The organism is Pseudoxanthomonas sp. 97-1-1, from assembly GCF_057773125.1.
In genome coordinates, this window is the sequence record NZ_JBYMTJ010000002.1 from 687,560 (window position 1) to 712,703 (window position 25,144).

Genomic DNA, 25,144 nt, shown 5'->3' on the forward strand with positions numbered 1-25,144 from the left:
CCGTCGGGATTCAGTGGTGTGCGGACGCTGTCGCGGTCAGAACAGTTCCACCGTGCCGGCGCCCATGTTCTGTTGTGCGACCGGCTTGTGCGGCGGGCGTTCCCACTCGGTGCGCTGGTCGCGCAGGCGGTTGCCGATCAGGCGCAGTGCGCTGAGCAGTTCGTTGTCGGTCGCGCCGCCGGAGCGATGCAGGAGTTCCTGCAGGGCGAGGGCTTCCTTGTTGATCGCGGTCAGGCGGTCAAGGTGGGTGTTCGCACTGCCCAGCGACTGGGTGGCGATGTCCTCGAACTGCAGCGAGCGGACGGCATCGGCCACGCTGGCATCGATGGCGTGGCCGCACATCGAGACTTCGCGCATGCCATCGCCCAGCGAGGCGTTGATCGCGGCCACCTGGTTCAGCATGCCGGCGGCTTCCGAGCGTGCCTCACGGGAGCGGTCCAGGTCGCGCGAGGCCATGTTGGAGACCGTGTCGCGCACCTTGGCGATGGATTCCTTGGAGCTGTGCGCCAGCTTGCGGATCTGTTCGTTGAACGCGGTGGAGCGCTCGGACAGGTTGCGCACTTCGTCGGCCACCACCGCGAAACCGCGACCGGCTTCACCGGCACGGGCGGCTTCGATGGCGGCATTCAGCGCCAGCAGGTTGGTCTGGTCGGCGATGGACTTCACGTCTTCCAGCAGCGAGAAGATGCCGTCCAGGTGCTGCGCCATGTCGTCGATGTGGTGCACGGTGGTGCCGCTCTGGCCGGCGACCTGCTCCAGCGCCTCCACCAGCTGTTCCATGCGCTGGCTGGCGTTCTGCGCGAAGCGCGCCACGTCCACGCCGGCACGGTCTCCCTCGCCATTGCGGTCGATGATGCGGGAGATCGCGGCACTCTGTTCGCGCGACTTGCGGTTCATCGCATCGAAGCTGCCGCCGAGGTTGCTGACGGCCTCGCGGATCAGCTCGCGGGCGCGGTCGATCTCGCTGCGCGAGCCTTCGATCTCGTTGTTGACGAAGCGGCGCAGCTCGGTGAGCAGCGCATCCTGCTCGCGGATGACGGTGGCGTGCTCGGGCGACACCACGTGGCTGTTGACGGCCGTCAGCCAGGCGAAGATCAGCCAGGCCAGCGTCAGCGAAGTCAGCAGGGCCCACTGCAGCGCGTTCGGCCAGTCGAAGGCGACCGACAGCGGGAACAGCAGGGTGAGGATGAGGGGTGCCGCAAGACGAACCAGGATGCGCGAGTACATGGGTGCTCTCTGATGAAGCTCACTGTTGAGTATCGGCCGTAGGGATCGGCTCTTTAGGCGGGAAATCGGGTGGTTTTTCGATCCCCCGCGATCTGTGACGGGCGTTGCGACCTTCTGCAGGAGCGACGTGAGTCGCGACCGCCGCAGGGAGGGGCCATTGGCATTGACGGAGTGGGATGCTCGCCCGCCACAGCCCCTTGCCTGTATCGCGAGCCAGGGCAGCGTCGGCCGTGCGGTTGCGACTTACGTCGCTTCTACAACGGCGCCAGCGCCTCAGGCGATCGCTGCCGCCAGGTCCAGCAGGCGCTGCGCGATGCGTTCCAGCGGCAGGGCTTCCTTGGCGGCGCCCAGGCGCATGGCGGCGCCGGGCATGCCCCAGACCACGCTGGTGGCTTCGTCCTGCACCAGGGTCGGCGCGCCGGCCTGGCTCATTTCCAGCAGGCCGCGGGCACCGTCGTCGCCCATGCCGGTGAGGATGGCGCCCACCGCGTTGCCGCCCGCGCTCTGCGCGACCGAGCGGAACAGCACGTCGACCGCCGGCTTGTGCCGGTTCACCGGCGGGCCGTCGTCGATCCGGCAGCGCCAGCGCGCACCGTCGCGGATGACCCGCATGTGCTGGCCGCCAGGCGGCAGGTAGGCGTGACCGGGCAGGATGGCTTCGCCATCGCTGGCTTCGCGTACGGCCATGGCCGAATGACGGTCCAGTCGTTCCGCGAAGGCGCGGCTGAAACCGGCCGGGATGTGCTGGGTCAGCACGATGGCCGGCGCGTCGGCGGGCATCTGTTCCAGCACCACGCGCAGGGCTTCGGTGCCACCGGCGGAGGCGCCGATGGCGATCAGGCGGTCGGTGGTGCGGAAGCGCAGGGCCGGAGGGGATGGCAGCGCGGTGTCCAGGCCCACGCGGGGTGCGCCGGTGCGAGCCAGCGGGCGGACACGCGCCTTCGCGGCGGCCTTCACCTTGGCGATGATCTCGTCGGCATACGCCTGCAATCCACTGGCGACATCGAGTTTGGGCTTGGACACGAAATCCACCGCACCCAGCGCCAGCGCCTGCAGCGTGGTGTCGGCGCCACGCTCGGTCAGCGAGGAGATCATCACCACCGGCATCGGCCGCAGGCGCATGACGTTTTCCAGGAACGCCAACCCGTCCATGCGCGGCATTTCCACGTCCAGCGTCATCACGTCGGGATTCAGGCGCTTGATCTTGTCGCGGGCCAGCAGCGGATCGGCGGCGGAACCGACGACTTCGATGCCCGGATCGCGCGAGAGGATCTCGGTCAGCATCTGCCGCACGACCGCCGAGTCATCGACGATCAGCACCTTGCAGGAGGAAGGACTACTCATCAGAACAGCTCCACGCCTCCGGTGACCGGCGCCCTCGACAGGCGGGCGCGGGCGGCGGATTCGGCGGCCAGGACCTCGGCATCATGGGCATGCGGCAGGCGCTGCACGACCACGCGGCCGGTGTTGGGGAAATACCAGACCTTGCGCGGATGGATGCCGCGCAGGTCTTCGGCGACCACGGGAATGCGTTCGGCATCCAGGTACTTGCGGACGAACTCGGCATTGCGCGTGCCGACCGGGTTGCTGGTGAAGCCTTTCAGCACGTTGGCACCGCCGAAGACCTTGGCCTCCAGGCGGTTGCGCGCGGCGCCCCGCTTGAGCAGGTCGTTGATCAGCAGTTCCATCGCGAAGCTGCCGTAGCGCGCGGGCGCACCATCGCCCACGTTGCCGTCCGGCAGCAGGAAGTGGTTCATGCCGCCCAGCTTGAGCAGCGGGTCGCGGATGCAGGCGGCCACGCACGAGCCCAGCACGGTGACCAGCGCGGTGTCGTTGTCCACCACCAGGTACTGCGTGGGCAGCAGTTTGGCCGCTTCGGTCTTGAAGCGGGCGTCGTGGTAGCGCATCACGCTGCCGTCGGCGAACGAGGCGGCGGCTGAACTCATGCGCCGGTCCCGGCGCGGCGGTACAGCGTGCGACCGCAGGGCTGGATGATGTCGGCGGCGTGCAGGTAGTTTTCCGAGTGCCCGGTGTACAGCATGCCGTCTTCGGCCAGGTGCGGCACCAGGCGCGCCAGGATGCCGCGCTGGGTGGGCTTGTCGAAATAGATCATCACGTTGCGGCAGAACACCGCGGTGAACGGGCCGGCCACGTCGTAGCGCGCGGTCAGCAGGTTGAGCGGGCGGAACGCGATCAGCTGGCGCAGGGCCGGATGCACGCGGCACTTGCCTTCGTTGGGGCCGCTGCCGCGCTGGAAATAGCGCCGCTTCAGGGTGTCGTCCAGGCCGGCGATGCGCTCGACCGGATAGACGCCGCGTTCGCCGGTGGCCAGCACCTGCGTGTCCACGTCCGTGGCCAGGATGCTTACCGGCGGGGTCAGCGTGCCGTAGGCCTCGCAGGCGGTGATGGCGATGGAGTAGGGCTCTTCGCCGGTGGACGCGGCACATGACCAGATCTTCAGCGGGCCGTCGTTCCGGCGCTTCGCGAGTTCTTCCTGCAGCCGCTCGAAGTGGTGCGGCTCGCGGAAGAACGAGGTGAGGTTCGTGGTCAGTGCGTTGGTGAACGCCTGCCACTCATCGCCACCGTCCCGTTCCAGCTGGTCGAGGTAATCCTTGAAGCTGCGCAGGCCCAACGCGCGCAGTCTGCGTGACAGGCGGCCATAGACCATGTCGCGCTTGCCGTCGGCCAGGGCGATGCCGGCGCGCTGGCGGATCAGGTCGACCACGCGACGGAAGTCGCGGTCGTCGAACTCGAAATCGCGTGCTGCCGATCCTGCCGCGCCGTCGTCGGCGGGAAGCGGCGCAGGGGTCCGTCGTGTCGTGGCAGCCGGGGCAGGGGAGCGGGTACTGACGGACATCGGATTCTCGACGGGACGGATGAGGCTAGGGGCGTGGCGGGACCCTTTCCCTGCCGCGGGGACAGGGAAAGGGAGCTGTTGCCGGGATGCGATGCAAACCGCGTGCCTCAGAATTCCTGCCAGTCGTCGCCATCGGCCAGGGCGGGCTCCAGCATCGACGGCGTGGCGGCGCGCGGCGCGGGCCTGGACGGAGCCGGGGCTGCTGCCTTGGCCGGCTTGGCGACCACGGCGGTCGGGGCGGCGTGGGCATGCAGCTTGAACACCGACACCGACTCGCTCAGCGCTTGTGCCTGCTCTTCCATCGAACGGGCGGCGGCAGAGGCTTCTTCCACCAGCGCGGCGTTCTGCTGGGTGGTTTCGTCCATCTGGGTGATGGTCTGGTTGACCTGTTCGATGCCGGCGCTCTGTTCCTGCGAGGCGGCGGAGATCTCGGCCATGATGTCGGTCACGCGCTGCACGCTGGCGACGATCTCGCCCATCGTCGCGCCCGCCTGGTTCACCAGCTTGGAGCCATCGGCCACCTTGTCCACCGAGGTCTCGATCAGGCCCTTGATCTCCTTGGCGGCATTGGCGCTGCGCTGGGCCAGCGTCCGGACTTCCGAAGCGACCACCGCGAAGCCGCGACCCTGCTCGCCGGCACGGGCGGCTTCCACGGCCGCGTTCAAGGCCAGGATGTTGGTCTGGAACGCGATGCCATCGATGACCGAGATGATGTCGGCGATCTTCTTCGACGACTGCTCGATGTCGCGCATCGTGGTGACGACCTTGCCGACCACTTCACCGCCTTGCGAGGCGACCCCGGCGGCACCGATGGCCAACTGGTTGGCCTGGCGGGCCGACTCGGCATTCTGGCGCACGGTGGAGGTCAGTTCCTCCATCGAGGCGGCGGTCTCTTCCAGGTTGGCGGCCTGCTGCTCGGTACGGCGCGACAGGTCGCTGTTGCCGGACGCGATTTCGCCGGCAGCGGTATTGATGCTGGTCGACGCGTCCTGGATGCGGCCAACGATGTCGGTCAACTGGGCGACGGTGGCGTCCGCGTCATCGCGCATGGTGGCGAACACACCGTGGAAGTCGCCTTCCATCCGTGCGGTCAGGTCGCCGCGTGCGATGGCCTGCAGCAGTTCGGAGACCTCGGCCAGGTTGCCGTCGGTGGTTTCCATCAGCTGGTTCAGGCCGTCGATCATGTCGCGGAAGTCGTACTGGTACTTGTCCACGTCGCCGCGCTGGCTGAAATCGCCGGAGGAAGCGGACATCGCCAGTCGCTTGATCTCGCCGTTGATCGCCGACAGGTTGGCCTTGGTGGCGTCCATCGTCTCGGTGAGATTGGCCTTCTCGCCCGGCAGCTTGGGCATGTCCAGGCTCAGGTCGCCGATCGAGTAGCGCTGCATGATCTTCAGTGCGTCGCCGATGGCCTGCAGGTGCGAGGCGACCAGGGCGTTGGTGTCGCGCACCATGCGGCCGTACTCGCCCGGGAACGCACTGTCGTCCATGCGATAGCTGATCTGGCCCTCGTCGTGGCGCGCGGCCATTTCGCTCTGGGCGGAAATCACCGACTGCACCTGCGTCTGCATGCGCTGCATGGCGGTCAGCAGCTGGCCCACTTCGTCCTGGCGGCTGGTATCGATCTTGCCGTCCAGCTTGCCGGCGGACACGTCATTGGCCACGCGGACGGCTTCGCCGACGGCGCCGGCGATGGCGCGGGCGAAGAACCAGGCCAGGGCCAGGCCGCCCACGATGCCCACCAGCAACATGATGACCATCAGCGTGCTGGAGGCAGTGAAGGTGCTGTCGGCGCTGACGCTGGCCGTCTTGGCCTGCTGGTCGACCACGTTGACCAACGTGTTCAGTGCCGCGACCGCCTTCCGGTGCTGGTCGCGCGTGGTGCCGATGAAAGTATCCACGGCATCGTCCGGCAGGCCGAGGTCCAGCATCTCCTGCACTTCGGCATACGACTGCTTGGCTGCCTTCCACTCCTTGACGAAGGTGTCGTAGGCCTTCTTTTCGTCCGGGCTGATGATCAGCTTGGCGTAGTCCTTGATGGACTGCTCGATCTTCTTGTCGGTCTGGGCGGCCAGCGTCTTGGCTTCCGCCTTGACGGCGTCGCTGGCGCGCACATGCTGCCGGTAGGAGGTCGTGCGGTATTCGCCGATCAGGTTCTGCAGGTCGCCCGCGGCCTTCACGCTGGGCAGGACGTTGCCGGTCACCTCGGTGGTGGCGCCGTTCAACGAGTTCAGGCCGACGAAAGCGGCGATGCCCTGTACCAGCATCAGCGCCAGCACGGCGCCGAAGGCGAGCATCATCTTCGTCGTCAGTTTGAGGTTCTTGATCCGCTGCATGGGATTCTTTTTCCTTTACCGGTGGCGTGCCGCGCCGCTCTCAGGTGCGACCAGGGCGGGCAGGGCGTGGCGCCCTGCCGTTGGAACGGATCAGCGGATCGTCGCGAGCTTCAGGTTGGCCGGCGAACTGACCACGATTTCGGCGCGCGAGTTGTCGCGCTCGATGGCGCCGATCACGCAGACGTCCTTGCCTTCCAGTTCTTCCGGGGCCGGCTTGAACTTGGCGCGGGCATCGCCCGGGATGCGTGCGGTGAAGGTATGGCGCGGGAAGTTGCCGCCCATGTACAGGAAGGTCGGCGTGCCTTCGGAATTCTCGGCGAAGCGGGCCTTGCCCACCTTGCCGCACACCGTGCCGTTCTTGCCCGCGAAGCGTGCGGCCATGTCGGCGGGGATCGCGTTGTCGACCTGCGACTGGCTGTTGGCCGGCGTCGCGGGCATCAGCAGGGCGGCGCCGACGACGGCGATGGACAGGGTCAGGGCGGATGCGATTTTCATTCCAGTAACTCCGGATGGACAGAGGAGGGGTAACGACTCACTGCCTGAGATCGGCCCGCCTTGGCCAAACTTGAGGCGAAGGCGTGGTGCGGGATCGCCCGTGCGCACGACTGGGCGCTGGGTCACACTTTCCGGGTGGTCGGGGCGAACACCGGTCGCGCGGCACTGCACTTACCCGGGTGCACCGGCTTCGGTTTCGACTTCGCGGGCTGCGGTGTAACCCTGTGTTTCCAGCCACTGTTCCAGCGGGCCGGGCGGCAGCGGTGGCGAGAACAGATACCCCTGCAGCACGGGAAAGCGCTGCTCGGTCAGGAAGCGGTGCTGCGATTCGGTCTCCACGCCTTCGGCAACCACCTTCATGCCCAGGCTTTCGCCGATGCGCAGCACCGAGGAGGTCAGCGTGCGCGCAATCGCGCTGGTGTCGATGTCGCGCACGAAGCTCTGGTCCAGCTTGAGTTCGCTGATGGGCAGGCGGTGCAGGTGGCTGAGGCTGGAGTAGCCGGTGCCGAAGTCGTCCAGCGACAGCCGCACGCCCAGCACGTAGATGGCCTCGATGTTCTCGAGCACGTCCGGGTCCGGGTCCAGCATGACGCTCTCGGTGATCTCCAGCGTCAGGTCGCCCGGCTCCAGGCCATGCTCGTCCAGCAGGTCCGAGATCTGCAGGGACAGCTCCGGATCACGGAAATTGATCGCGGAGACGTTCACTGACACGCGCGGGATGTCGATGCCGCGCTGCCGCCAGTCGGCCATCTGCGCACACGCCTGGCGCAGCACCCACAGGCTGAGATCGGCGATCAGTCCGCATTCTTCGGCCACCGGCACGAAGCGCGCGGGCGGAATCACGCCGAGCTCCGCGTGGTGCCAGCGCAACAGCGCTTCCACGCCATACAGCTGCCTGTCGTCGCAGCCGCCGACCTGGGGCTGGTACTGCAGCTTCAGCTGGTCCAGCCGCAGCGCCTCGCGCAGCGCGGTCTCCAGCGAAACACGCTCCTGCGCCAGCCGGTTCATGTCGACGCTGAAGAAGCGGAAGCTGCCGCCGCCATCGGTTTTTGCGCGGTACATCGCCATGTCGGCATGACGCACCAGCAGGTCGATGTCGCGGCCGTCGTCCGGGAACATCGCCACGCCGATGCTGGCACTGGGGTGCAGGGTCATCAGGCCGGCGGCGGTCGGCGCCGCGATGGCCCCCAGCAGGCGCTCGGCCACGCTGCCGGCATGCTCGGTGCTGCACATCGGCAGCACCGCGACGAATTCGTCGCCGGCCTGGCGTCCGACGATGTTGATGCCGCCGAGTTCCTCGCTCAGGCGCGCGGCGACATCGCGCAGCAGGCCGTCGCCGGCCGCGTGCCCCTGCGCGTCGTTCACGCGCTTGAAGCGGTCCAGGTCGATGAAGAGCACCGCGGCGGTGCCGTTCACCTGGGCGACGTTGGCCAGCGCCTGTTCGGCCTTGGCGCTGAACATGATGCGGTTGGGCAGGCCGGTCAGGGTGTCGTAGAACGCCAGCTGGTGCACGCGTTCGTTGGTCTGCTCGCGCTCCAGGGTCAGCGAGCACAGGTGCAGGCAGGTATCGGCCAGGCGTTCGTGCAGCTCGTCGGGGCCCCGGTTCTCGCGGTAGTAGAACGACAGCGTGCCCAGCACGCGGCCGCTGCTCGACTTGATCGGATGGGTCCAGCAGGCGCGCAGCCCGAGCGGCGAGGTGAGGTGGCGGGTGTTGGCGCACAGCGGATCGCTGGCGATGTCCTTCACCAGCACCGCGCGGCCCCGCCAGGCGGCGGCACCGCATACGCCGGCACGCGGGCCGATCGCCATGCCGTCGATCTTGCGTGCCCAGGCTTCGGGCAGGCTGGGCGAGGCGAGGGCGTGCATCAGCCCCTCGTTGTCCACGGTGATGATGGAGACCGTCAGTTCCGGCGCGATGTGCTCCACCTCGCGGCAGATCAGCGTCATCACGTCGGCCACGCTCCATTCGTGCACCAGCGCATCCAGCACCTTGTTGTGCAGCACCTGGTGCATCTTGGTCTGGGTGATGTCGCTCAGCACGCTGACCAGGCCCAGCAGTGTCCCGTCCTCGTCGTGCACGGGGTTGATCGCGGCCGACAGCCACAGCGGGCGGCCCGACTTGGTGTACAGCAGCACTTCCGTCTGCAGGCCTTCGCCGGCCTTCATCGCCTGGCTGATGCGATCGTCCAGGGTGGCGTCGGTATGCGCGCCGGACAGCAGCTGCGAGGGCTTGATCCCGCGCAGCTCTTCAAGCCGGTAACCCAGCATGCGGGTGAAGCCGCTGTTGACGTAGACCACTTCGCGGTCCGGCGCGCTCACGAAGATCGCGTTGTCGCTCTTGTCCACCACGATCGACAACTGGCGCAGGCGCTCGAGCTGGCGCTTCTGGTCGCTGGTGTCGCGCACGAAGGCGGTGTGGAAGACCTGCGTGCCCAGTTGCACCTTCGACATGGAGACCGAACAGGCGACCTCGCTGCCGTCGGGCCGATGCAGCACGGCATCCCGATGGCTGCCGAGCAGTTGCGCCAGCGCGGCGTCGGCGGTGTTGTCCGGCTGGGAGCTGGACAGCAACCGGGTGAACGGCATGCCATGCACATCTTCGCGCAGGCAGCCCCAGAGGGCTTCCGCCGCCGGATTGAACAGCACCACCCGGTGGCGCCCGTCGATGACGAACGCGGCGTCGACGGACTGTTCCAGCACGTGCCAGAGGCTCTCCGTCGGGAGATCCGTGGACGCCTGTGTGTCGCGCACCGATGTCAGCGAAGTCAGCGTGCGGCGAAGCATGCAGTGTCCTCGCGGCGCACTTGCGTGCAGCGGCTGGCGTCGTCGGTGGCGGAGGGTGCGACGGTCATCGGGTGCCAGGGAAGAGGGCCTTCTGGTGACATATCGGCCGGAGTCCGGGTTACTTGAAGGCGGTCACGGAACAGGGCGCGCGCCGGGCGCGCCCGGTGGCTCAGAATTCCTGCCAGTCCCCGTCGGCGAGTGCCGGTTCGGGCTTGCGGGCGACCGGCTTGCGGGCCACGGCCTTGGGCGTCGCCACCGGCCGCAGTGCTGCGGCGGTCACAGGGGCCTGGCGCACCGGGGCACGGGAGGCGGCCTGCAGCTTGAACACCGACACGCTCTGGGTCAGCGCACCGGCCTGTTCTTCCATGGAGCGCGCAGCGGCGGTGGCTTCCTCCACCAGTGCGGCGTTCTGCTGGGTGGTTTCGTCCATCTGGGTGATGGTCTGGTTGACCTGCTCGATACCGGCCGACTGTTCCTGCGAGGCCGCGGAGATCTCGGCCATGATGTCGGTCACGCGGTGCACGCTGGCGACGATCTCGCCCATGGTCGTGCCGGCCTGGTTGACCAGGGCCGAGCCATCGGCCACGCGGTCCACCGAGTTCTCGATCAGGCCCTTGATCTCCTTGGCCGCATTGGCCGAACGCTGGGCCAGGGTGCGGACTTCCGAGGCGACCACGGCGAAGCCGCGGCCCTGTTCGCCGGCACGGGCCGCTTCCACCGCGGCGTTGAGCGCCAGGATGTTGGTCTGGAAGGCGATGCCGTCGATGACCGAGATGATCTCGGCGATCTTCTTGGAGGACTGTTCGATGTCGCGCATGGTGGTGACCACCTGGCCGACCACTTCACCGCCCTGCGAAGCGACGCCCGCGGCACCGATGGCCAGCTGGTTGGCCTGGCGGGCGGACTCGGCGTTCTGGCGCACGGTGGAGGTCAGTTCCTCCATGGAGGCAGCGGTCTCTTCCAGGTTGGCGGCCTGCTGTTCGGTACGGCGGGACAGGTCGTTGTTGCCGGAGGCGATCTCGCCGGCGGCGGTGTTGATGCTGATGGCGGCCACCTGGATGCCGCCGACGATCTCGGTCAGCTGGGCGACGGTGGCGTTGGCGTCGTCGCGCATGCTGGCGAACACGCCATGGAAGTCGCCTTCCATGCGCGCTGTCAGGTCGCCGGCCGCGATCGCGCGCAGCAGGGCGGACAGCTGCGCCAGGTTGCTGTCGCTGATGGTCATCATCGCGTTCAGGCCCTGCACCATCTGGCGGAAGTCGTGCTGGAAGCGGGCTTCGTCGCCGCGGGCGCTGAAATCGCCGGCCGCCGCAGCCTGCGCCAGGCGCTTGATCTCGGCATTGATGGCCAGCAGGCTCTGCTTGGCCGCGTCCATCGCTTCATGCAGGAACGCACGCGTGCCTGGCAGGCGGCGCGCATCCTGGCTCAGGTCGCCGTTGGCGTAGCGCTCGAGGATGCCGATGGCATCGCGGAAGGCGTCCAGGTGCTCGAACATCATGGTGTTGATGCCACCTGCCAGCTCGCCGTACACGCCGGGGAAATCCTCGGGCATGCGATGGCTGATGTCGTCGGCTTCGTGCAGGCGGATCATCACGTGCGTTTCCTGCGAGAAGCGTTCCAGCATGTGCACCATTTCGTCGGTGGCCTTGAGCATCTGGCCGACTTCGTCGCGGCCGTGGTGGCCGGTGCGCACACTCAGGTCGCCGCGCGAGACGCCGCGGATCGCGGACAGGGCGCGCGCCACCGGTTCCAGCACCGACTGCCCGATCACCCAGCCGATCGCCATGCTCAGCAGCACCAGCAGGCCGCCGGCGATGGTCATGATGAAGGTGAACTGCAGCGCCTGCGCCTGGGTATCGTCGATGTAGACGCCGGTGCCGATCACCCAGCCCCACGGCTGGTACAGCGCCGCATAGGAGGTCTTCGGCACGGGGTCTTCCTCGCCCGCCTTGGCCCAGCTGTAGTCGACATGGCCACCGCCTGCGCGCGCCACGTGGACGAACTCGGGGAAGATGCGCTTGCCATCCGGGCTCAGCACGTCGTCCAGCGGCTTGCCGATCAGATCGGGACGGGTGGGGTGCATCAGCATGGTGGGCGCTTCGTCGGTGACGAAGAAGTAGTCCACGCCCTTGTTCGCCTGCATCGAGGCGAGCGTGGCCAGCGCGCTTTCCTTCGCCTGGGCTTCATCCAGGGTGCCGGCCTGCACCTGCTTCGCATATCCCTCGATCACGCCCAGCGCCATCTCGGTCTGCGCCTTCAGGCCGGCCTGCCGCGTTCCGGTGAGATCCAGGTACTGCATGCGCGCCGCCACCACGGCCAGTGCGATGGTGCCGATGGCGACCAGCGCGGTCTGGATGAGGAACTTGCGCTTCAGCGGCAGGTTGGAGAGCAGGGCGGCGATCTTGGCGTTGAACGTCATGGCGGGGTCTCTGGCGACAGGCCGGGTGGCCTGGGCATGCGGATTGCGGGGGCGGATTGCCCTCACCGTTGATAGCGGCCCGGGTCGGCGGAATTTCAGTGGTTTTTCGCGCCCCTACGACGAAAGGCGGGGAGTCCGGATGCCAGCAGCCGCGCAAACACAAGGGACCGCACGCCTTGCGGCCTGCGGTCCCCGGGATGCACGTGCTGCGTACCGCGAGGGCGATGCGTCAGGCCGCGGCCTGTTCCGGCAGCGGCTGGCCCAGGTCGGCGCTGTCGATGAGCGTCTCGATGTCCAGCAGGATCAACATGCGTTCATCGACGGTGCCGATGCCGGAGATGAAGCGGGTATCGACGCTGGCGCCGAATTCCGGCGTGGGACGGATCTGCTCGGCGCTGAGCGCGATCACGTCCGACACGCTGTCCACCACGATGCCGACCACGCGGTCCTCCACGTTCAGCACGATCATCACGGTGAAGGCGTCGTAGCGTGCATCCTTCAGGCGCAGCTTCAGGCGCAGGTCGATCACCGGCACGATGGTGCCGCGCAGGTTGATGACGCCCTTGATGTAGTCCGGGGCATCGGGCAGGCGGGTCACGGAATCGTAGCCGCGGATTTCCTGGACCTTCAGGATGTCCACGCCGTAGTGCTCGTCCCCCAGGGTGAAGCTGAGGAACTCGTCCGCGCTCGCCGCGGCCTGGGTCTTCTTGTCGCTCATTCGTCGGGCTCCTGTTGCAGCCGGTGAAGGTGTCGGGGTTCCCGGGACGGAACCGGTCATGGCCTAGATCGGCCCCGGGGCGGGTTTCTTTAGGGATTCAGTACGGATGCGGTTCGGCAGCGCCCCGCGGCGCGGTGCCGGCCGCGATGCGGGTCACGCGTTCGTGCACCAGTCGCGCGACACGGCCATGGCCGTCCAGGCGGAAGGTGGACACGGCCTCGGCCAGTGCCTGCGCCTGTTCTTCCATGCTGCGGGCAGCGGCGGTGGCTTCCTCCACCAGTGCGGCGTTCTGCTGGGTGGTTTCGTCCATCTGGGTGATGGTCTGGTTGACCTGTTCGATGCCGGCCGACTGTTCCTGCGAGGCGGCCGAGATCTCGGCCATGATGTCGGTCACCCGCTGCACGCTGGCCACGATCTCGCCCATGGTCGCGCCGGCCTGGTGCACCAGCGCCGAACCCTCGGCGACCTTGTCCACCGAGGTCTCGATCAGGCCCTTGATCTCCTTGGCCGCATTGGCGCTGCGCTGGGCAAGGGTGCGCACTTCGGAGGCGACCACCGCGAAGCCGCGACCCTGCTCGCCGGCACGGGCGGCTTCCACGGCCGCGTTCAAGGCCAGGATGTTGGTCTGGAAGGCGATACCGTCGATGACCGAGATGATCTCGGCGATCTTCTTCGACGACTGTTCGATGTCGGTCATCGTGGTGACCACGCGACCGACCACCTCACCGCCCTGGGAGGCGACACCGGCCGCGCCAATCGCCAACTGGTTAGCCTGGCGGGCCGACTCGGCATTCTGGCGCACGGTGGAGGTCAGTTCCTCCATCGAAGCGGCGGTCTCTTCCAGGTTGGCGGCCTGCTGCTCGGTACGGCGCGACAGGTCGTTGTTGCCCGATGCGATTTCGCCGGCAGCGGTGTTGATGCTGGTGGAAGCGTCCTGGATGCGGCCGACGATGTCGGTCAGCTGGGCGACGGTGGCATTGGCATCGTCGCGCATGCTGGCGAACACGCCGTGGAAGTCGCCTTCCATCCGCGCGGTCAGGTCGCCCTTGGACAGCGACTGCAGCACGCCGGAGACCGAGTCCACGCTGCCCGCGATGGCGACCAGCAGGCCGTTCAACTGTTGCGACAGCGCCAGCAGGAAGCCCTGCTTGCCCGACTCGGAGATGCGCCCGCTCAGGTCGCCCTGTGCCGCCGCCTGCACGATGCGCGTCACTTCCTGTTCCACCATCACTTCGGCAGTGCGGTCGGCCCACTCGACCACGTAGCCGATGCGCTGGCCCTCGCCGTCGGTCACGGGGTTGATGATCAGCTGCATGATGCGGCCGCCCACGCTGATCTGCGCGCGATGCGTGCCCTGCAGCTGGGCCAGCATGCGCGACTGGTGCTCGGGTTTCTTGTGGAAGATGTCGATGCTGCTGCCGATGACCGTACGCACATCGAAGGCGGGCAGGTCGCGGCGAAGATCCTGTTCCACGTCGCCCAGCATCTTCATCAATGGCCGGTTGGCATAGACGATGGTGCGGTCAGCGTCGGCGATCATGACGTTGGTGGTCACATCCTCCAGTGCGGTGCGGATGCGCAGGCTTTCCTTCGCCACCACGGCGTCGCGCTCGATGCGCTCGCGCAGGTTGCCTTGCATGCTGCGCATGGCCTTCATCAGGGTGCCGATCTCGTCGTCGCGACCGACATCGATCTGGCTGTCCAGCTTGCCGCTTGCGATATCGTCGGCCACGCGCACGGCGCCGGCCAGCGGCACACCGACCTGGCGACGCAGCAGCCAGAACACGGCGCCGCACAGCAACACAGCACCCAGCGCACCCACTGCGACCACCGTCCACAGCACGGCACGCGCTTCGCGCATCAGCACCGCACGCGGCACCACCACGCCCAGCGCGAAGCGCTCCTGCGCGGCGCCGATCTGCAGCGGCACGTAGGCTTCCATCACCGTTTCACCCGCGGCATCGGTCGCCTCGCGGAACACCGGCTTGCCGGCGGCCACCTGCTTGATGACGTCGGCAGCGTGGGCGCCTGCATATGGCTTGCCGACCGAGGCGGCATCCTTGTCCGCGATGACCACGCCGGCCGGCGTGAGCAGGCGGACGAAGCCTGCATCCATCGGCGTGAGCTTCGCGATGCGCTCCTGCAGCGATTGCAGCGCGAAGTCCACGGTCATCACGCCGAGGTGGTCGCCATCCTGGAGGATCGGCGTGGACAGCGTGGTCATCAGCACGTCCTTGCCGGCGATCTTGTAGACGTAGGGCTCGGCGACCACCGGACGCTTGAGTTCGCGCGGGCGACGGTACCAGTCGCCGGCACCGGGAACTTCGTAATCGCGCAGGGCTTCCAGCAGCGGGGCGCCATTGCTCCATGCCCAGTAGCTCATGAAGCGGCCGGTGTCGTCGTGGCCTTCGGCGCCGATGTGGTCCGCATCCTTGCCGTCGAAGGCATCGGGTTCCCACAGCGTACCGACGCCGACCCATTCCGGGTGCGCTTCCAGCTGGCGCTTGAAGATGGCGCTGGCGGCACTGCGGCTGATGCCGTCGTCCCCGCGCTGGGCGAGCAATGCATGCGCGAGCGCATCGTTGCCGTCGAAGGCGCGGGTGAGTTCGCCCGAGATGCGCTGCGCTTCCTGGTTCGCCAGCCCTTCCATCGTGGTCCGCGCGCCGGCCAGCAGGGACTGGCTGCTGCGCAGGTAGCTGGCCGCGGCGGCAACGCCGAAGGCGAGCAGGGCCACCAAGGCGGTGCCGTACATCACGCGTGTGGCGATGCTGCGGGAGGAGGATCGGGAGGGTGTGGATGACATGCTGGCCTCTTGCGGACTGGACGGTACGGCTTGGCGATGCCTGCGAGTGCAAGCACGACCTTGGATGGCCGTGACGCCGGTATGCAGGACCGTTACAGGGAGGTATCGGCGCGTGCGCGGGGAGGTTGAGCGGGTGTCGGCCAGAACCGACGAAAGGCGTCCGGAAAGCGGACGCAGATCACGCAGCGCCGCGTTCGCGGGCGCTGCGCTGGCGTTCGAGGCGGAAGATGTAGCGCTGGATCAGCGCATCGCCCCCGCGCGGCAGATCGGTGAACTGGCAGCCGGCGCGCCAGCTTTCGGTGCCGTTCTGGTTGAGCTGGCGATGCAGGCTCTTGACCATCAGGCGGATGCACAGCGGGCCGCTGTCGGGCAGGTGCAGGAGGCTGCCGGGGAATTCCTTGTAGGGGCGGAGCGTCGGCTCTTCGGCCTGCACGGCCAGCGCGATGCCGCCGCCGCTGATGTCCAGCACGCGATAGTTGCGGTAGGTGGTCTCGCCGTCCGGGTGACGCTCGGCGACGGCGCACTCCATGGGCTGCGTCACCGGCACCTGCAGGCGGTAGAACTCGCGACGTTGCAGGCGGAGGATGCTGTCCGGCAGCGGCGCGAGGAAGGCGACCTGTCCTTCCTTCTGCACGCGCTGCAGGTCATGGAGCTTGAACTGCACGTGGATACGGTCGAGCCGGGAGACGCAGGTGACGTGGCTTGCTTCCTCGATGCTGCGGTTGAGGGTCTCCGATGCGCTGCCATCGATCAGGACGCCATCTTCGTCCTCCATCACTTCAATGATGGAGGTGGGAAAGGTGTGGTTGCGCGGCATTGCGCAGCCACTGACGAGCGCGCGCCTGGCGATCAGCGACTGCAGGATCTGCCGGATCTCGTATTCGCCATGCACCAGGTACTTTTCTTCTTCGTCGTACCTGACGGGATCGGCCAGAGGGGCGTCGCTGGGCTCGGTCATGCGGGCGTGAAGCATCTGGGCAGGGAAGGCGTCACAGGCTGTATCGGCGGGCGTTGCAGCATCTTTAGGGTGCCGCAGGCTGTGTGGAGAGTGCCGGACCGGGACCTCGGGTGGGTGAGGCTATCGATCAAGACGGATGCTGATTGTGAGAGGGCCGGCGGGACGTAAATGTACTTACCCGACTTGCCGTCTTCCCGGTTATGCGGGGACCGTGTAGCGTTCTGGCTTGTTCACGAGGCGGCCATCCGCCGCACCTTTTGCAAGGCAGCTGAAGAGGGGATAGGGATGTTCAGAGGGCTTTCGATCATCGCGGCGATCGCGATGCTGGCCGTAGTGGCTGACGTTCGTGCACAGGCGGTTGTGATTGACGACCCCACAGGAGGGATTGCGCCTGCGGCAGTCTATTGCCCGAGTGCTGGAGGTGCGTGTAGGACATCTTGGGCGGAAGCCGAAGCGGCGCTCCGTGCGGCCACGCCCGATGTTGGACATCTGCTCACTCTCTCTGGGGAGGAGCAGATTACGACGGAAGGAATGTACAAGTTCTTCCGAGTACCAAATCAGCCCCTGGAGTCCATAGGCGCTTCCCTGTTTGGGACCGTTGAATCCGTCATAGGTGAAAATGGGCATTGCCCAGGTTCAATTGCCACCGACAGTCGAAAGAATGATTGGGGCGGGTACTATTGCTATTCCGAAGAGGAAATGATCGCTGGGTTCATAGTAAAAAAGGCAGCCGACACAAGTTGTGGATGGAATCGGTGCACTTATCACTCATTTGAGGTTGTGGGAGGGTATGCGTCGCCCTACGATTTTGTTCGCGGAAACTGGGCTTCGCGTACAGGATGGATGTACTGGAAGACATCGGGTAACAAGCAGATAAATTTCGTAGAGACGAACCTTAGTTACCCCGGATCGATCAACAGGGTACTGAGCATCTACAGACTGCAGCCGTTCACCTGTCCGCCGGGAATGCATCCGTTCGATACGGATGATCGAAATTTGTATCCGCGGCTCTGCCAAAGCACGATTAGGCCCCATATCGAAATCAGGAAGGCGCGGCAGTTTCAGTCGTGTCCAGTGAATGGTAATCCTTGTCATCCCTCCTCGGGAGACAAGACAAGAGCGGAGGTCGACTTCACATTTGCGGGCCGTCCCTTCACGCGTCACTACCATTCACTACGCGAATTTCGGCCCGATTCGTCGCGACTCGGTATAGGTTGGTCGCATTCATTTTCTATGAAGCTAGTCGCCCCTGGGGCGAACAGCACGGGGCTCTATTTGGGGAGCGGCTATCGGGCGCCACTGCAATATGTCACCAGTACTCGGTTCATTGTGCCAACGCTGGGCGACGCGCTCCTGGAGAAGCTCGCGGACAATTCATGGCGGATGACCGAAGCCAATGGCGATGAGAGCCGTTTCACGGCTGCCGGCGTCCTGACCGGCATCCGCAATAGCCGAGATCCATCGCGCGACCTGACATTTGTAGCCAACGCCAATAATCGGGTCGAGCGCCTCATCGACAGTTCCGGTCGAGAGCTAGTTCTTAACCACAACCAGTCTGGCTTTCTGACCAGCGTCACGCTGCCAGACGGCAAGGTCATTGCTTACGGTTATGACGACAAGCAGAACTTGATTTCTGTCGACTACGGTGACGGTCAGATACAGCGGTATCACTACGGTGAGACGGGTTTGGCCACGAATGGCGATCAGGGCTTGTTGACGGGAATTACCAGCGAAGATGGAAAGCGTTACGGGAGCTTTGGCTACGACATCCACGGTCGAGTGGTGCTCAGCACTCTGTTTGGCACCAGCGAGCAGCCCGTTGAAACAACTCGAATCTATTACAACGCCGCGAATCAGGCGCAGGTGACGACGGAAAATGGTGCGTTACGCACCTACACCTATAACACCGGCGATCACCGCAGGCCTCTGGCTATCAGTGATAGTCAGGGAACGTCTGCCTCAACCTTTGAAGGTTACGGGCGTCCTTTGACGAGGACTGACGTCCGGGGGGCGCAGACACGCTACGGCTACACGAGCGGGAAACTGACGTCGGTGGTCTCGGCCTTCGGCACACCTGACAAGCAGACCCGCGAAACGGTTTGGCACGCTACGTTGAACGTGCCCACACAACTGCGAACCCTGAACGCCGCTGGTCAGGTCGTGTCTCAGACCAATATGGACTACAGCGCCACCGGGCAGCTGTTGACGACGACATCCCTGGACCCGTCGACACTGGCTACGCGTACTGCCACGCGCTCCTACTGCGAGCAGGCCGATGTCGATGCCGGTACCTGTCCCCGTGTCGGCCAGCTGAAGTCGATCGATGGTCCACGCACGGACATTCCCGACACGAACGCATACGTCTACTACGGCACCGTAGGCGCGGCCTGCAGCAGCACGCTGTCCGGCTGCGGCTATCGCCCAGGGGATCTGTGGAAGCTCACCGATGCGCTGGGCCGGGCTACTGAAGTGCTGGCCTACGACGCAGCCGGGCGTCCGCTGGCGGTCAAGGACGCGAACGGCGTGGTGACCGAGACGCTCTACTACCCGCGCGGCTGGGTGGCCACGATGACGGTCAAGGGCGCGACGAGCGCAGATGACCGCATCACCTCGTACGAGTACTGGCCCACCGGGCTGGTGAAGAAGATCACCGATCCTGACGGCGTCTACACCTCGTACGAATACGACAATGCCAAGCGCCTGACCGCAGTCGCCGACAGTGCAGGCAATCGCATCGAGTACACGCTGGATGGCGCGGGCAATCGAATCGGTGAGAGCACCAAGGGTGCGGGCGGTGTGCTCAAGCGCACGCTGTCGCGCGTCTACAACACGCTGGGGCAGCTGGCCACGCAGGCCGACGCGCAGTCGAGCCCGACTGACTTCACTTACGATGCAAGCGGAAACGTGAAGACCGTGACCGACGCGCTGGGGCATGTGAACAGCAACGACTACGATCCCCTGAACCGGCTCAGGCGCACGTTGCAGGACGTGGGCGGGATCGAGGCGGAAACGAAGTTCGAGTACGACGCCAACGACAACCTGACCAAGGTCACCGACCCGAAGGGGTTGGACACCACCTACAGCTACAACGGCTTCGGCGATCTGGTGCAGTTGAGCAGCCCGGACACGGGCATCACCACCTACACCTACGACAGTGCGGGCAACCGCGCCAGCCAGACCGATGCCCGCGGCATCACGACGACTTATCAGTACGACGCGCTGAACCGGCTGACGCAGGTCGGCTATCCCACCGCCAGCCTCAATGTCTCCTACACCTACGATGTCACCCAGCCGGCCTGCCAGGCAGGCGAGACGTTCTCGGTGGGGCGGCTGACGCTGATGATGGATGGCAGTGGCTCGACCCAGTACTGCCACGACCGCTTCGGCCAACTGGTCCGCAAGGTGCAGACCACGGATGGCGTGGCGCTGACGCTGCAGTACGCCTACACCAAGAGCGGGCACCTGCAGGCGATGACCTATCCGGACGGCACGGTGGCGGACTATGTCCGCAACGCGCAAGGCCAGATCACCAGTGTCGGCGTCACCCGGCCGGGACAGGTGCGGGAAATCCTGCTGCACCAGGCGACCTACCACCCCTTCGGTCCCATCGCAGGATGGGTGTACGGCAACGGTCGTGTCATGCAGCGCGACGTTGACCTGGACTACCGTCCAACATCGATCCAGGGAGGAACGGGCGGTCTGGATCTGACCTATGGCTATGACGTGGTCGGCAATCTGGTCGACATCGATAGCGGCAGCTCACCACCGATGGAGTACCGCTATGACGCGTTGGGTCGCCTGACGGAGGCGCTCGATGGCCCGGCCCAGGCAGTCCTGGACAAGTACGAATACGACAAGACGGGTAACCGGATCAGCTACACGGACTCGTTCGGTACGAAGGCCTATGCGTATCCGGCCAACAGCCATCGGCTGGACTCGGTGGCAGGCGAGAATCGCGCCTACGACGCAGTCGGCAACACGCTGTCCATCGGTGCGGCACGCGAGTTCGAGTACAACGATGCGGGCCGGATGAGTCGGGTGCGCAACGGTGGCGTGGTGGCCATGGAGTATGCGTACAACGGGCGAGGGGAGCAGGTCCGAAAGCACCTTGGAGCAGTAAGCGCCTACACGCTCTACGATGACTCAGGGCGGTGGCTTGGTGACTATGGAACTTCTGGCGCGATGTCGCAGCAGACTGTCTGGATGGACGACATGCCGGTAGGCGTCCTGGATGATGGGCAGCTGTACTACATCCAGCCCGATCATCTGGGGACGCCGCGCACGGTCGTTGATCCGGCGCGTAACGTCGCTGTCTGGACGTGGGACTCGAAGAGCGAAGTCTTTGGCAATACACCGCCGGAACAGGACGGCGATGGAGATGGGGTTCCGTTGGTGTTGAACATGCGGTTTCCGGGGCAGCGGTTCGATGCGGCCTCAGGTCTCAACTACAATTATCGCCGCGACTATGACGCTAGTATGGGGCGTTACTCGCAAAGTGATCCGATAGGGCTCAGTGGCGGTGTATCAACTTTCAACTATGTCTACGGGGCTCCACTATCCTTCTATGATCCCTATGGGCTGGCTGCTTGTCGCATTGTTTCGAAGCAAGAATGGTTGGGTTCAGCGTACGAGCGTAGTCTAATGGTGGGTGACTCCAAGAGGATATTCCCTATATGCACGACGACGCCGGGCTATCCATGGAGCCCCGGACCAATAGATTACGTTCCAGATCCAATTGAAATGTCTAGGCGCAAGTTTCCTTTTGGTCTTCCAATGCCAACTAACGTTTACTGCGGCTGGATATGGCGTGATCGTATGCGTCTTGAGCGTGTTCAGCGTTGGCGGCAACATCGTTTCGAAGTGTGCATTGATGATTGTGGAGTGAAAACATCGCGCCATCTCTCAGGAAGCTCGGTGGACGGTGAGGATGTTGAACTTATTAAGTATTTCAACAGCTATTGGCGGGATGATCAGATGTCTAAGGTGGGATCTTACTGATGGAAAAGTGTGCAGAGAAATTTGTCTTGTTGGTTGTTTCCGCCTTTATGCTCGGTTGCAGTCCTGAGTCAAATAGAAGTCTGGATCCTGTTGTCATCGCGGATGAGTTTGCCAAGTCTCCCACAAGCGCTTCGGTCGACTATCGTAAGAAGTGGGACGGCAATCAATTGACGGAGCTGGATCGGACAACGTTGGCTGGCGAACTACTTAGGGCAGATTCTCCGCGGGGCGCAGAGTATCTAGCTCAGATTCGAGCTTCGGCCCGTTCGGATGATCCGGAAATTGCTGCCGCAGCGGCGAACTCGCTGCGGAACGCTAACGACGATGAGAGTCTTGACATGCTAGAGGAGTTGTCAGCATCGCATAAGCCGCAAGTAGCACGAGCGGCGGCGCACTCATTTGGCTATAAGCGTCAGGAGATCGTGGGTGGCGAATTAGCTGGCCCTGACGCTACACGCGTTGAGCTTCGCCTCGGCCGCATTTGCTCCCGATCGCCATTGGTGGGTTATGTAAGGGAGCTGGTGTGCGATTAGCGCGTAGGATGGGTTGAGCGAAGCGATACCCATCATCGTGATGAAGGCGCCACATGCTCGATGGGTATCGCCTACGGCTCAACCCATCCTACAGAGTGAATCTTCACGGATTTCCTTGCTTCGCATGAAAGTACAGGGCCCGGAATTTCTTGGCTGTGTGCTTGTTGCGGGCGGTTTCATACGAGCCACTCAGAACTCCTGCCAACCCTCGCCATCTCCATCGACAAACACGGGTTCCGGTTTGCGTGCGGGCTGCTTGCGGACTGCGGTCTTCGGTGTCGCCACCGGCCGCGGTATAGCGGCGGCCACAGGGGCCTGGCGCACCGGGGCACGGGAGGCGGCCTGCAGCTTGAACACCGACACGCTCTGGGTCAGCGCACCGGCCTGTTCTTCCATCGAACGGGCGGCAGCAGTCGCTTCTTCGACCAGCGCAGCGTTCTGCTGGGTGGTTTCATCCATTTGCGTAATGGTCTGATTGACCTGCTCGATGCCGGCACTCTGTTCCTGAGAGGCCGCCGAGATCTCGGCCATGATGTCGGTCACGCGCTGCACCGAGGCCACGATCTCGCCCATCGTCGTGCCGGCCTGGTTCACCAGCGCCGAACCCTCGGCGACCTTGTCCACCGACGTTTCGATCAGACCCTTGATCTCCTTGGCCGCATTGGCGCTGCGCTGGGCAAGGGTGCGCACTTCGGAAGCGACCACCGCGAAGCCGCGACCCTGCTCACCGGCACGGGCGGCTTCCACCGCCGCGTTCAAGGCCAGGATGTTGGTCTGGAACGCGATACCGTCGATGACCGAGATGATCTCGGCGATCTTCTTCGACGACTGTTCGATGTCGGTCATCGTGGTGACCACGCGACCGACCACCTCACCGCCCTGGGAGGCGACACCGGCCGCGCCAATCGCCAACTGGTTGGCCTGGCGGGCGGACTCGGCGTTCTGGCGCACGGTGGAGGTCAGTTCCTCCATCGAGGCGGCGGTTTCTTCGAGATTGGCGGCCTGCTGTTCGGTGCGGCGCGACAGGTCGTTGTTGCCCGATGCGATTTCGCCGGCCGCGGTGTTGATGCTGGTGGCCGCCATCTGGATGCCGCCGACGATCTCGGTCAGCTGGCCAACGGTGGCATTGGCATCGTCGCGCATGGTGGCGAACACGCCATGGAAGTCGCCTTCCATCCGTGCGGTCAGGTCGCCCCGTGCGATGGCCTGCAACAGTTCGGAGACCTCGGCGAGGTTGCCGTCGGTGGTCTCCATCAACTGGTTGAGTCCCCCGATCATCTCGCGGAAATCGTGCTGGTACTTGCCCACGTCACCGCGCTGGCTGAAGTCGCCCGAGGCGGCGGCCAGCGCCAGGCGCTTGATCTCGCCATTGATGGCCGACAGGCTGGCCTTGGTGGCATCCATCGTCTGCGTCAGCACCGCCTTTTCGCCCGGCAAGCGGTCCATGTCCACCGACAAGTCACCGATGGCGTAGCGCTGCATCACCTCGACGAGCCGCATCTTCACCGCGATGTGAGAGGCGACCAGCGCATTGGTGTCGCGCACCATGCGGCCGTACTCGCCGGGGAACGCGCTGTCGTCGATGCGGTGGCTGATCTGGCCGTCGTCGTGGCGGCGCGTCATCTCGGTCTGTGCCTCGATCACCGACACGACCTGGGTCTGCACATGGCGCATGGCCGACAGCAGTTGGCCGACCTCGTCATGGCGTGAGGTGTCGATGCGAGTGTCCAGCTTGCCCGCGGCCACCTCCTCGGCGATGGCGACGGCGCCACGCAGCGGACGCGAGACCACGCGGCGCACGCCGAGCCAGGTCAGCGTCGCGATGACCGCCAGCGCCAGCAGCGACAGCAGCAGGATGATGACCGTCAATGCATGGCTGGAGGCCAGCACGGTGGAGCGGGGCTCCACGGCCACCAGCGCCCACTTCCAGGGGGTGAACTGTTTCACCGCGACCAGTGCGGGTACGGCCTCTTCGCCTGTCTTGGGTGCGATGTCGAGCACGGTGTGACCATGGTCCTGCGCCAGCAGCGCCTTCATCTCCGGCACGGAGTCGGCATCCACCACCGAGGAATACAGCGCGTCCTGGCTGGCGGGATGCGCGGCCAGCGTGCCGTGGTGCTCGCCTTCGGCGATATCCACCACGAAGAAATAGCCCGCTTCGCCCAGTGCCGTGTTGCGCAGCTTGTCCTTCAGCGCCGCGAGACCATCACCGTAGTTCTGGCCGACGAACAGGATGCCGATGGTGTTGCCTTCCGCATCCTGCAGTGGCTCGTAGTGGGTCATGTAGTCGCGGCCGAAGAGGCGCGCACGCCCGGTGTAGGGCTTGTCCTGGAGGATCAGCGCGTATGCCGGGTGCTTGTGGTCCAGCGCGGTGCCGATGACGCGTTCGTCCTCGGTGTTGCGCAGGGACGTGGTGGCACGGATGAAATCGTCGCCCTGGCGCACGAAGAGGGTCGCGACCACGTCGGTGGCTTCGGTGAAGCGGTCGACGGTGGTGAAGTCCAGGTTGATCGTCTGCGCACCGAAACGCAGCTCGGGAACCTCGAAGTCGCCGATCGGCGTGGTGCGTCCGGCATCGATCGACACATCACCGGAAGGCAGGGCTGCGCGGAAACTTCTGGCCATCCGCTGCGTGGCGTCGGTCAGGGTGCTGTCGTAGAGGGCGATGGATTCCAGCATCACCTGCGCGGCGACGTCGAGATCGGCCAGGGCACGCGCCTCGATGGCGCGGCTGGATTGCCGCTGCACGACGGCGGCGAGGAGGGTGAGGACGACGGCCACGGCGACGGTGACCTGGAGGGCGAGCTTGCTGCCGAGAGAAAGGCGCTTCAGTCGATTCATGGGGGCAGGGCGGGTTTGTGGTGGTAGCTGATCCGATATCGGCGTCACAGTTCGGTCATTGAGCCCCTGTGGGGATTTCCCCGACGAACGGTAAATGCGGATACCTGTGCGAACGGGGCAGCCCAGACAGGCACGGCCCGGAAAGTCCGGGCCGTGCGGGGTGCTTCAGTCGCGC

General features: G+C 65.3%; 14 protein-coding genes and 1 pseudogene. 3 read left to right on the top strand and 12 right to left on the bottom strand.

Annotation, left to right across the window (positions count from 1 at the left end; genetic code table 11):
* Positions 1 to 36: 36 nt before the first annotated feature.
* The 11 genes from AC3DET_RS10470 to AC3DET_RS10520 form a co-directional block, all read right to left on the bottom strand.
* Complete coding sequence (locus tag AC3DET_RS10470) at positions 37 to 1,227, bottom strand: methyl-accepting chemotaxis protein (protein WP_192202685.1); 1,191 nt, start codon at positions 1,225 to 1,227, stop codon at positions 37 to 39.
* Positions 1,228 to 1,500: 273 nt separating this feature from the next.
* On the bottom strand, positions 1,501 to 2,571 hold the full coding sequence (locus tag AC3DET_RS10475) for a protein-glutamate methylesterase/protein-glutamine glutaminase (RefSeq protein ID WP_337732129.1): 1,071 nt from the start codon (positions 2,569 to 2,571) through the stop codon (positions 1,501 to 1,503).
* Complete coding sequence (gene cheD / locus AC3DET_RS10480) at positions 2,571 to 3,173, bottom strand: chemoreceptor glutamine deamidase CheD (RefSeq protein ID WP_192202683.1); 603 nt, start codon at positions 3,171 to 3,173, stop codon at positions 2,571 to 2,573. Before cheD ends, AC3DET_RS10475 begins: the two co-directional genes overlap by 1 nt.
* Positions 3,170 to 4,084, bottom strand: coding sequence for a CheR family methyltransferase (locus tag AC3DET_RS10485; protein ID WP_337732128.1), 915 nt, complete (start codon positions 4,082 to 4,084; stop codon positions 3,170 to 3,172). Before AC3DET_RS10485 ends, cheD begins: the two co-directional genes overlap by 4 nt.
* 107 nt (positions 4,085 to 4,191) lie before the next feature.
* Positions 4,192 to 6,420, bottom strand: coding sequence for a methyl-accepting chemotaxis protein (locus AC3DET_RS10490; RefSeq protein ID WP_488391551.1), 2,229 nt, complete (start codon positions 6,418 to 6,420; stop codon positions 4,192 to 4,194).
* A gap of 90 nt (positions 6,421 to 6,510) precedes the next feature.
* On the bottom strand, positions 6,511 to 6,915 hold the full coding sequence (locus AC3DET_RS10495; protein WP_192202680.1) for a hypothetical protein: 405 nt from the start codon (positions 6,913 to 6,915) through the stop codon (positions 6,511 to 6,513).
* A 171-nt stretch (positions 6,916 to 7,086) separates the two neighbouring features.
* Entirely contained in the window at positions 7,087 to 9,699 is a 2,613-nt protein-coding gene (locus AC3DET_RS10500; protein ID WP_488391552.1) for an EAL domain-containing protein, read from the bottom strand.
* Positions 9,700 to 9,868: 169 nt separating this feature from the next.
* Positions 9,869 to 12,118: a methyl-accepting chemotaxis protein gene (locus AC3DET_RS10505; protein WP_488391553.1), complete on the bottom strand. Its 2,250-nt coding sequence runs from the start codon at positions 12,116 to 12,118 to the stop codon at positions 9,869 to 9,871.
* A 229-nt stretch (positions 12,119 to 12,347) separates the two neighbouring features.
* Complete coding sequence (locus AC3DET_RS10510) at positions 12,348 to 12,836, bottom strand: chemotaxis protein CheW (RefSeq protein ID WP_192202677.1); 489 nt, start codon at positions 12,834 to 12,836, stop codon at positions 12,348 to 12,350.
* A 97-nt stretch (positions 12,837 to 12,933) separates the two neighbouring features.
* Complete coding sequence (locus AC3DET_RS10515; protein WP_488391554.1) at positions 12,934 to 15,639, bottom strand: methyl-accepting chemotaxis protein; 2,706 nt, start codon at positions 15,637 to 15,639, stop codon at positions 12,934 to 12,936.
* Positions 15,640 to 15,817: 178 nt separating this feature from the next.
* Complete coding sequence (locus AC3DET_RS10520) at positions 15,818 to 16,597, bottom strand: flagellar brake protein (protein WP_488391555.1); 780 nt, start codon at positions 16,595 to 16,597, stop codon at positions 15,818 to 15,820.
* A 966-nt stretch (positions 16,598 to 17,563) separates the two neighbouring features.
* Between AC3DET_RS10520 and AC3DET_RS10525 the strand changes: the two are divergent.
* The 3 genes and pseudogenes from AC3DET_RS10525 to AC3DET_RS10535 all read left to right on the top strand — a co-directional run.
* Positions 17,564 to 17,830, top strand: a pseudogene (locus tag AC3DET_RS10525) (DUF6531 domain-containing protein); the annotation flags it as partial.
* On the top strand, positions 17,831 to 21,595 hold the full coding sequence (locus AC3DET_RS10530) for an RHS repeat-associated core domain-containing protein (protein WP_488391730.1): 3,765 nt from the start codon (positions 17,831 to 17,833) through the stop codon (positions 21,593 to 21,595).
* Positions 21,595 to 22,128: a hypothetical protein gene (locus tag AC3DET_RS10535; protein WP_488391556.1), complete on the top strand. Its 534-nt coding sequence runs from the start codon at positions 21,595 to 21,597 to the stop codon at positions 22,126 to 22,128. Before AC3DET_RS10530 ends, AC3DET_RS10535 begins: the two co-directional genes overlap by 1 nt.
* Before the next feature lie 189 nt (positions 22,129 to 22,317).
* On the opposite strand, the gene AC3DET_RS10540 is transcribed toward AC3DET_RS10535, so the two are convergent.
* Positions 22,318 to 24,969, bottom strand: coding sequence for a Cache 3/Cache 2 fusion domain-containing protein (locus tag AC3DET_RS10540; RefSeq protein WP_488391557.1), 2,652 nt, complete (start codon positions 24,967 to 24,969; stop codon positions 22,318 to 22,320).
* Positions 24,970 to 25,144: the final 175 nt, after the last annotated feature.

Coding starts and splice junctions, on each gene's coding strand:
- AC3DET_RS10490 (WP_488391551.1), bottom strand. CDS start 6,420: ATGCAGCGGATCAAGAACCTCAAACTGACGACGAAGATGATGCTCGCC.
- AC3DET_RS10475 (WP_337732129.1), bottom strand. CDS start 2,571: ATGAGTAGTCCTTCCTCCTGCAAGGTGCTGATCGTCGATGACTCGGCG.
- AC3DET_RS10500 (WP_488391552.1), bottom strand. CDS start 9,699: ATGCTTCGCCGCACGCTGACTTCGCTGACATCGGTGCGCGACACACAG.
- AC3DET_RS10540 (WP_488391557.1), bottom strand. CDS start 24,969: ATGAATCGACTGAAGCGCCTTTCTCTCGGCAGCAAGCTCGCCCTCCAG.
- AC3DET_RS10530 (WP_488391730.1), top strand. CDS start 17,831: ATGAAGCTAGTCGCCCCTGGGGCGAACAGCACGGGGCTCTATTTGGGG.
- AC3DET_RS10495 (WP_192202680.1), bottom strand. CDS start 6,915: ATGAAAATCGCATCCGCCCTGACCCTGTCCATCGCCGTCGTCGGCGCC.
- AC3DET_RS10485 (WP_337732128.1), bottom strand. CDS start 4,084: ATGTCCGTCAGTACCCGCTCCCCTGCCCCGGCTGCCACGACACGACGG.
- AC3DET_RS10535 (WP_488391556.1), top strand. CDS start 21,595: ATGGAAAAGTGTGCAGAGAAATTTGTCTTGTTGGTTGTTTCCGCCTTT.
- AC3DET_RS10470 (WP_192202685.1), bottom strand. CDS start 1,227: ATGTACTCGCGCATCCTGGTTCGTCTTGCGGCACCCCTCATCCTCACC.
- AC3DET_RS10515 (WP_488391554.1), bottom strand. CDS start 15,639: ATGTCATCCACACCCTCCCGATCCTCCTCCCGCAGCATCGCCACACGC.
- cheD (WP_192202683.1), bottom strand. CDS start 3,173: ATGAGTTCAGCCGCCGCCTCGTTCGCCGACGGCAGCGTGATGCGCTAC.
- AC3DET_RS10505 (WP_488391553.1), bottom strand. CDS start 12,118: ATGACGTTCAACGCCAAGATCGCCGCCCTGCTCTCCAACCTGCCGCTG.
- AC3DET_RS10520 (WP_488391555.1), bottom strand. CDS start 16,597: ATGACCGAGCCCAGCGACGCCCCTCTGGCCGATCCCGTCAGGTACGAC.
- AC3DET_RS10510 (WP_192202677.1), bottom strand. CDS start 12,836: ATGAGCGACAAGAAGACCCAGGCCGCGGCGAGCGCGGACGAGTTCCTC.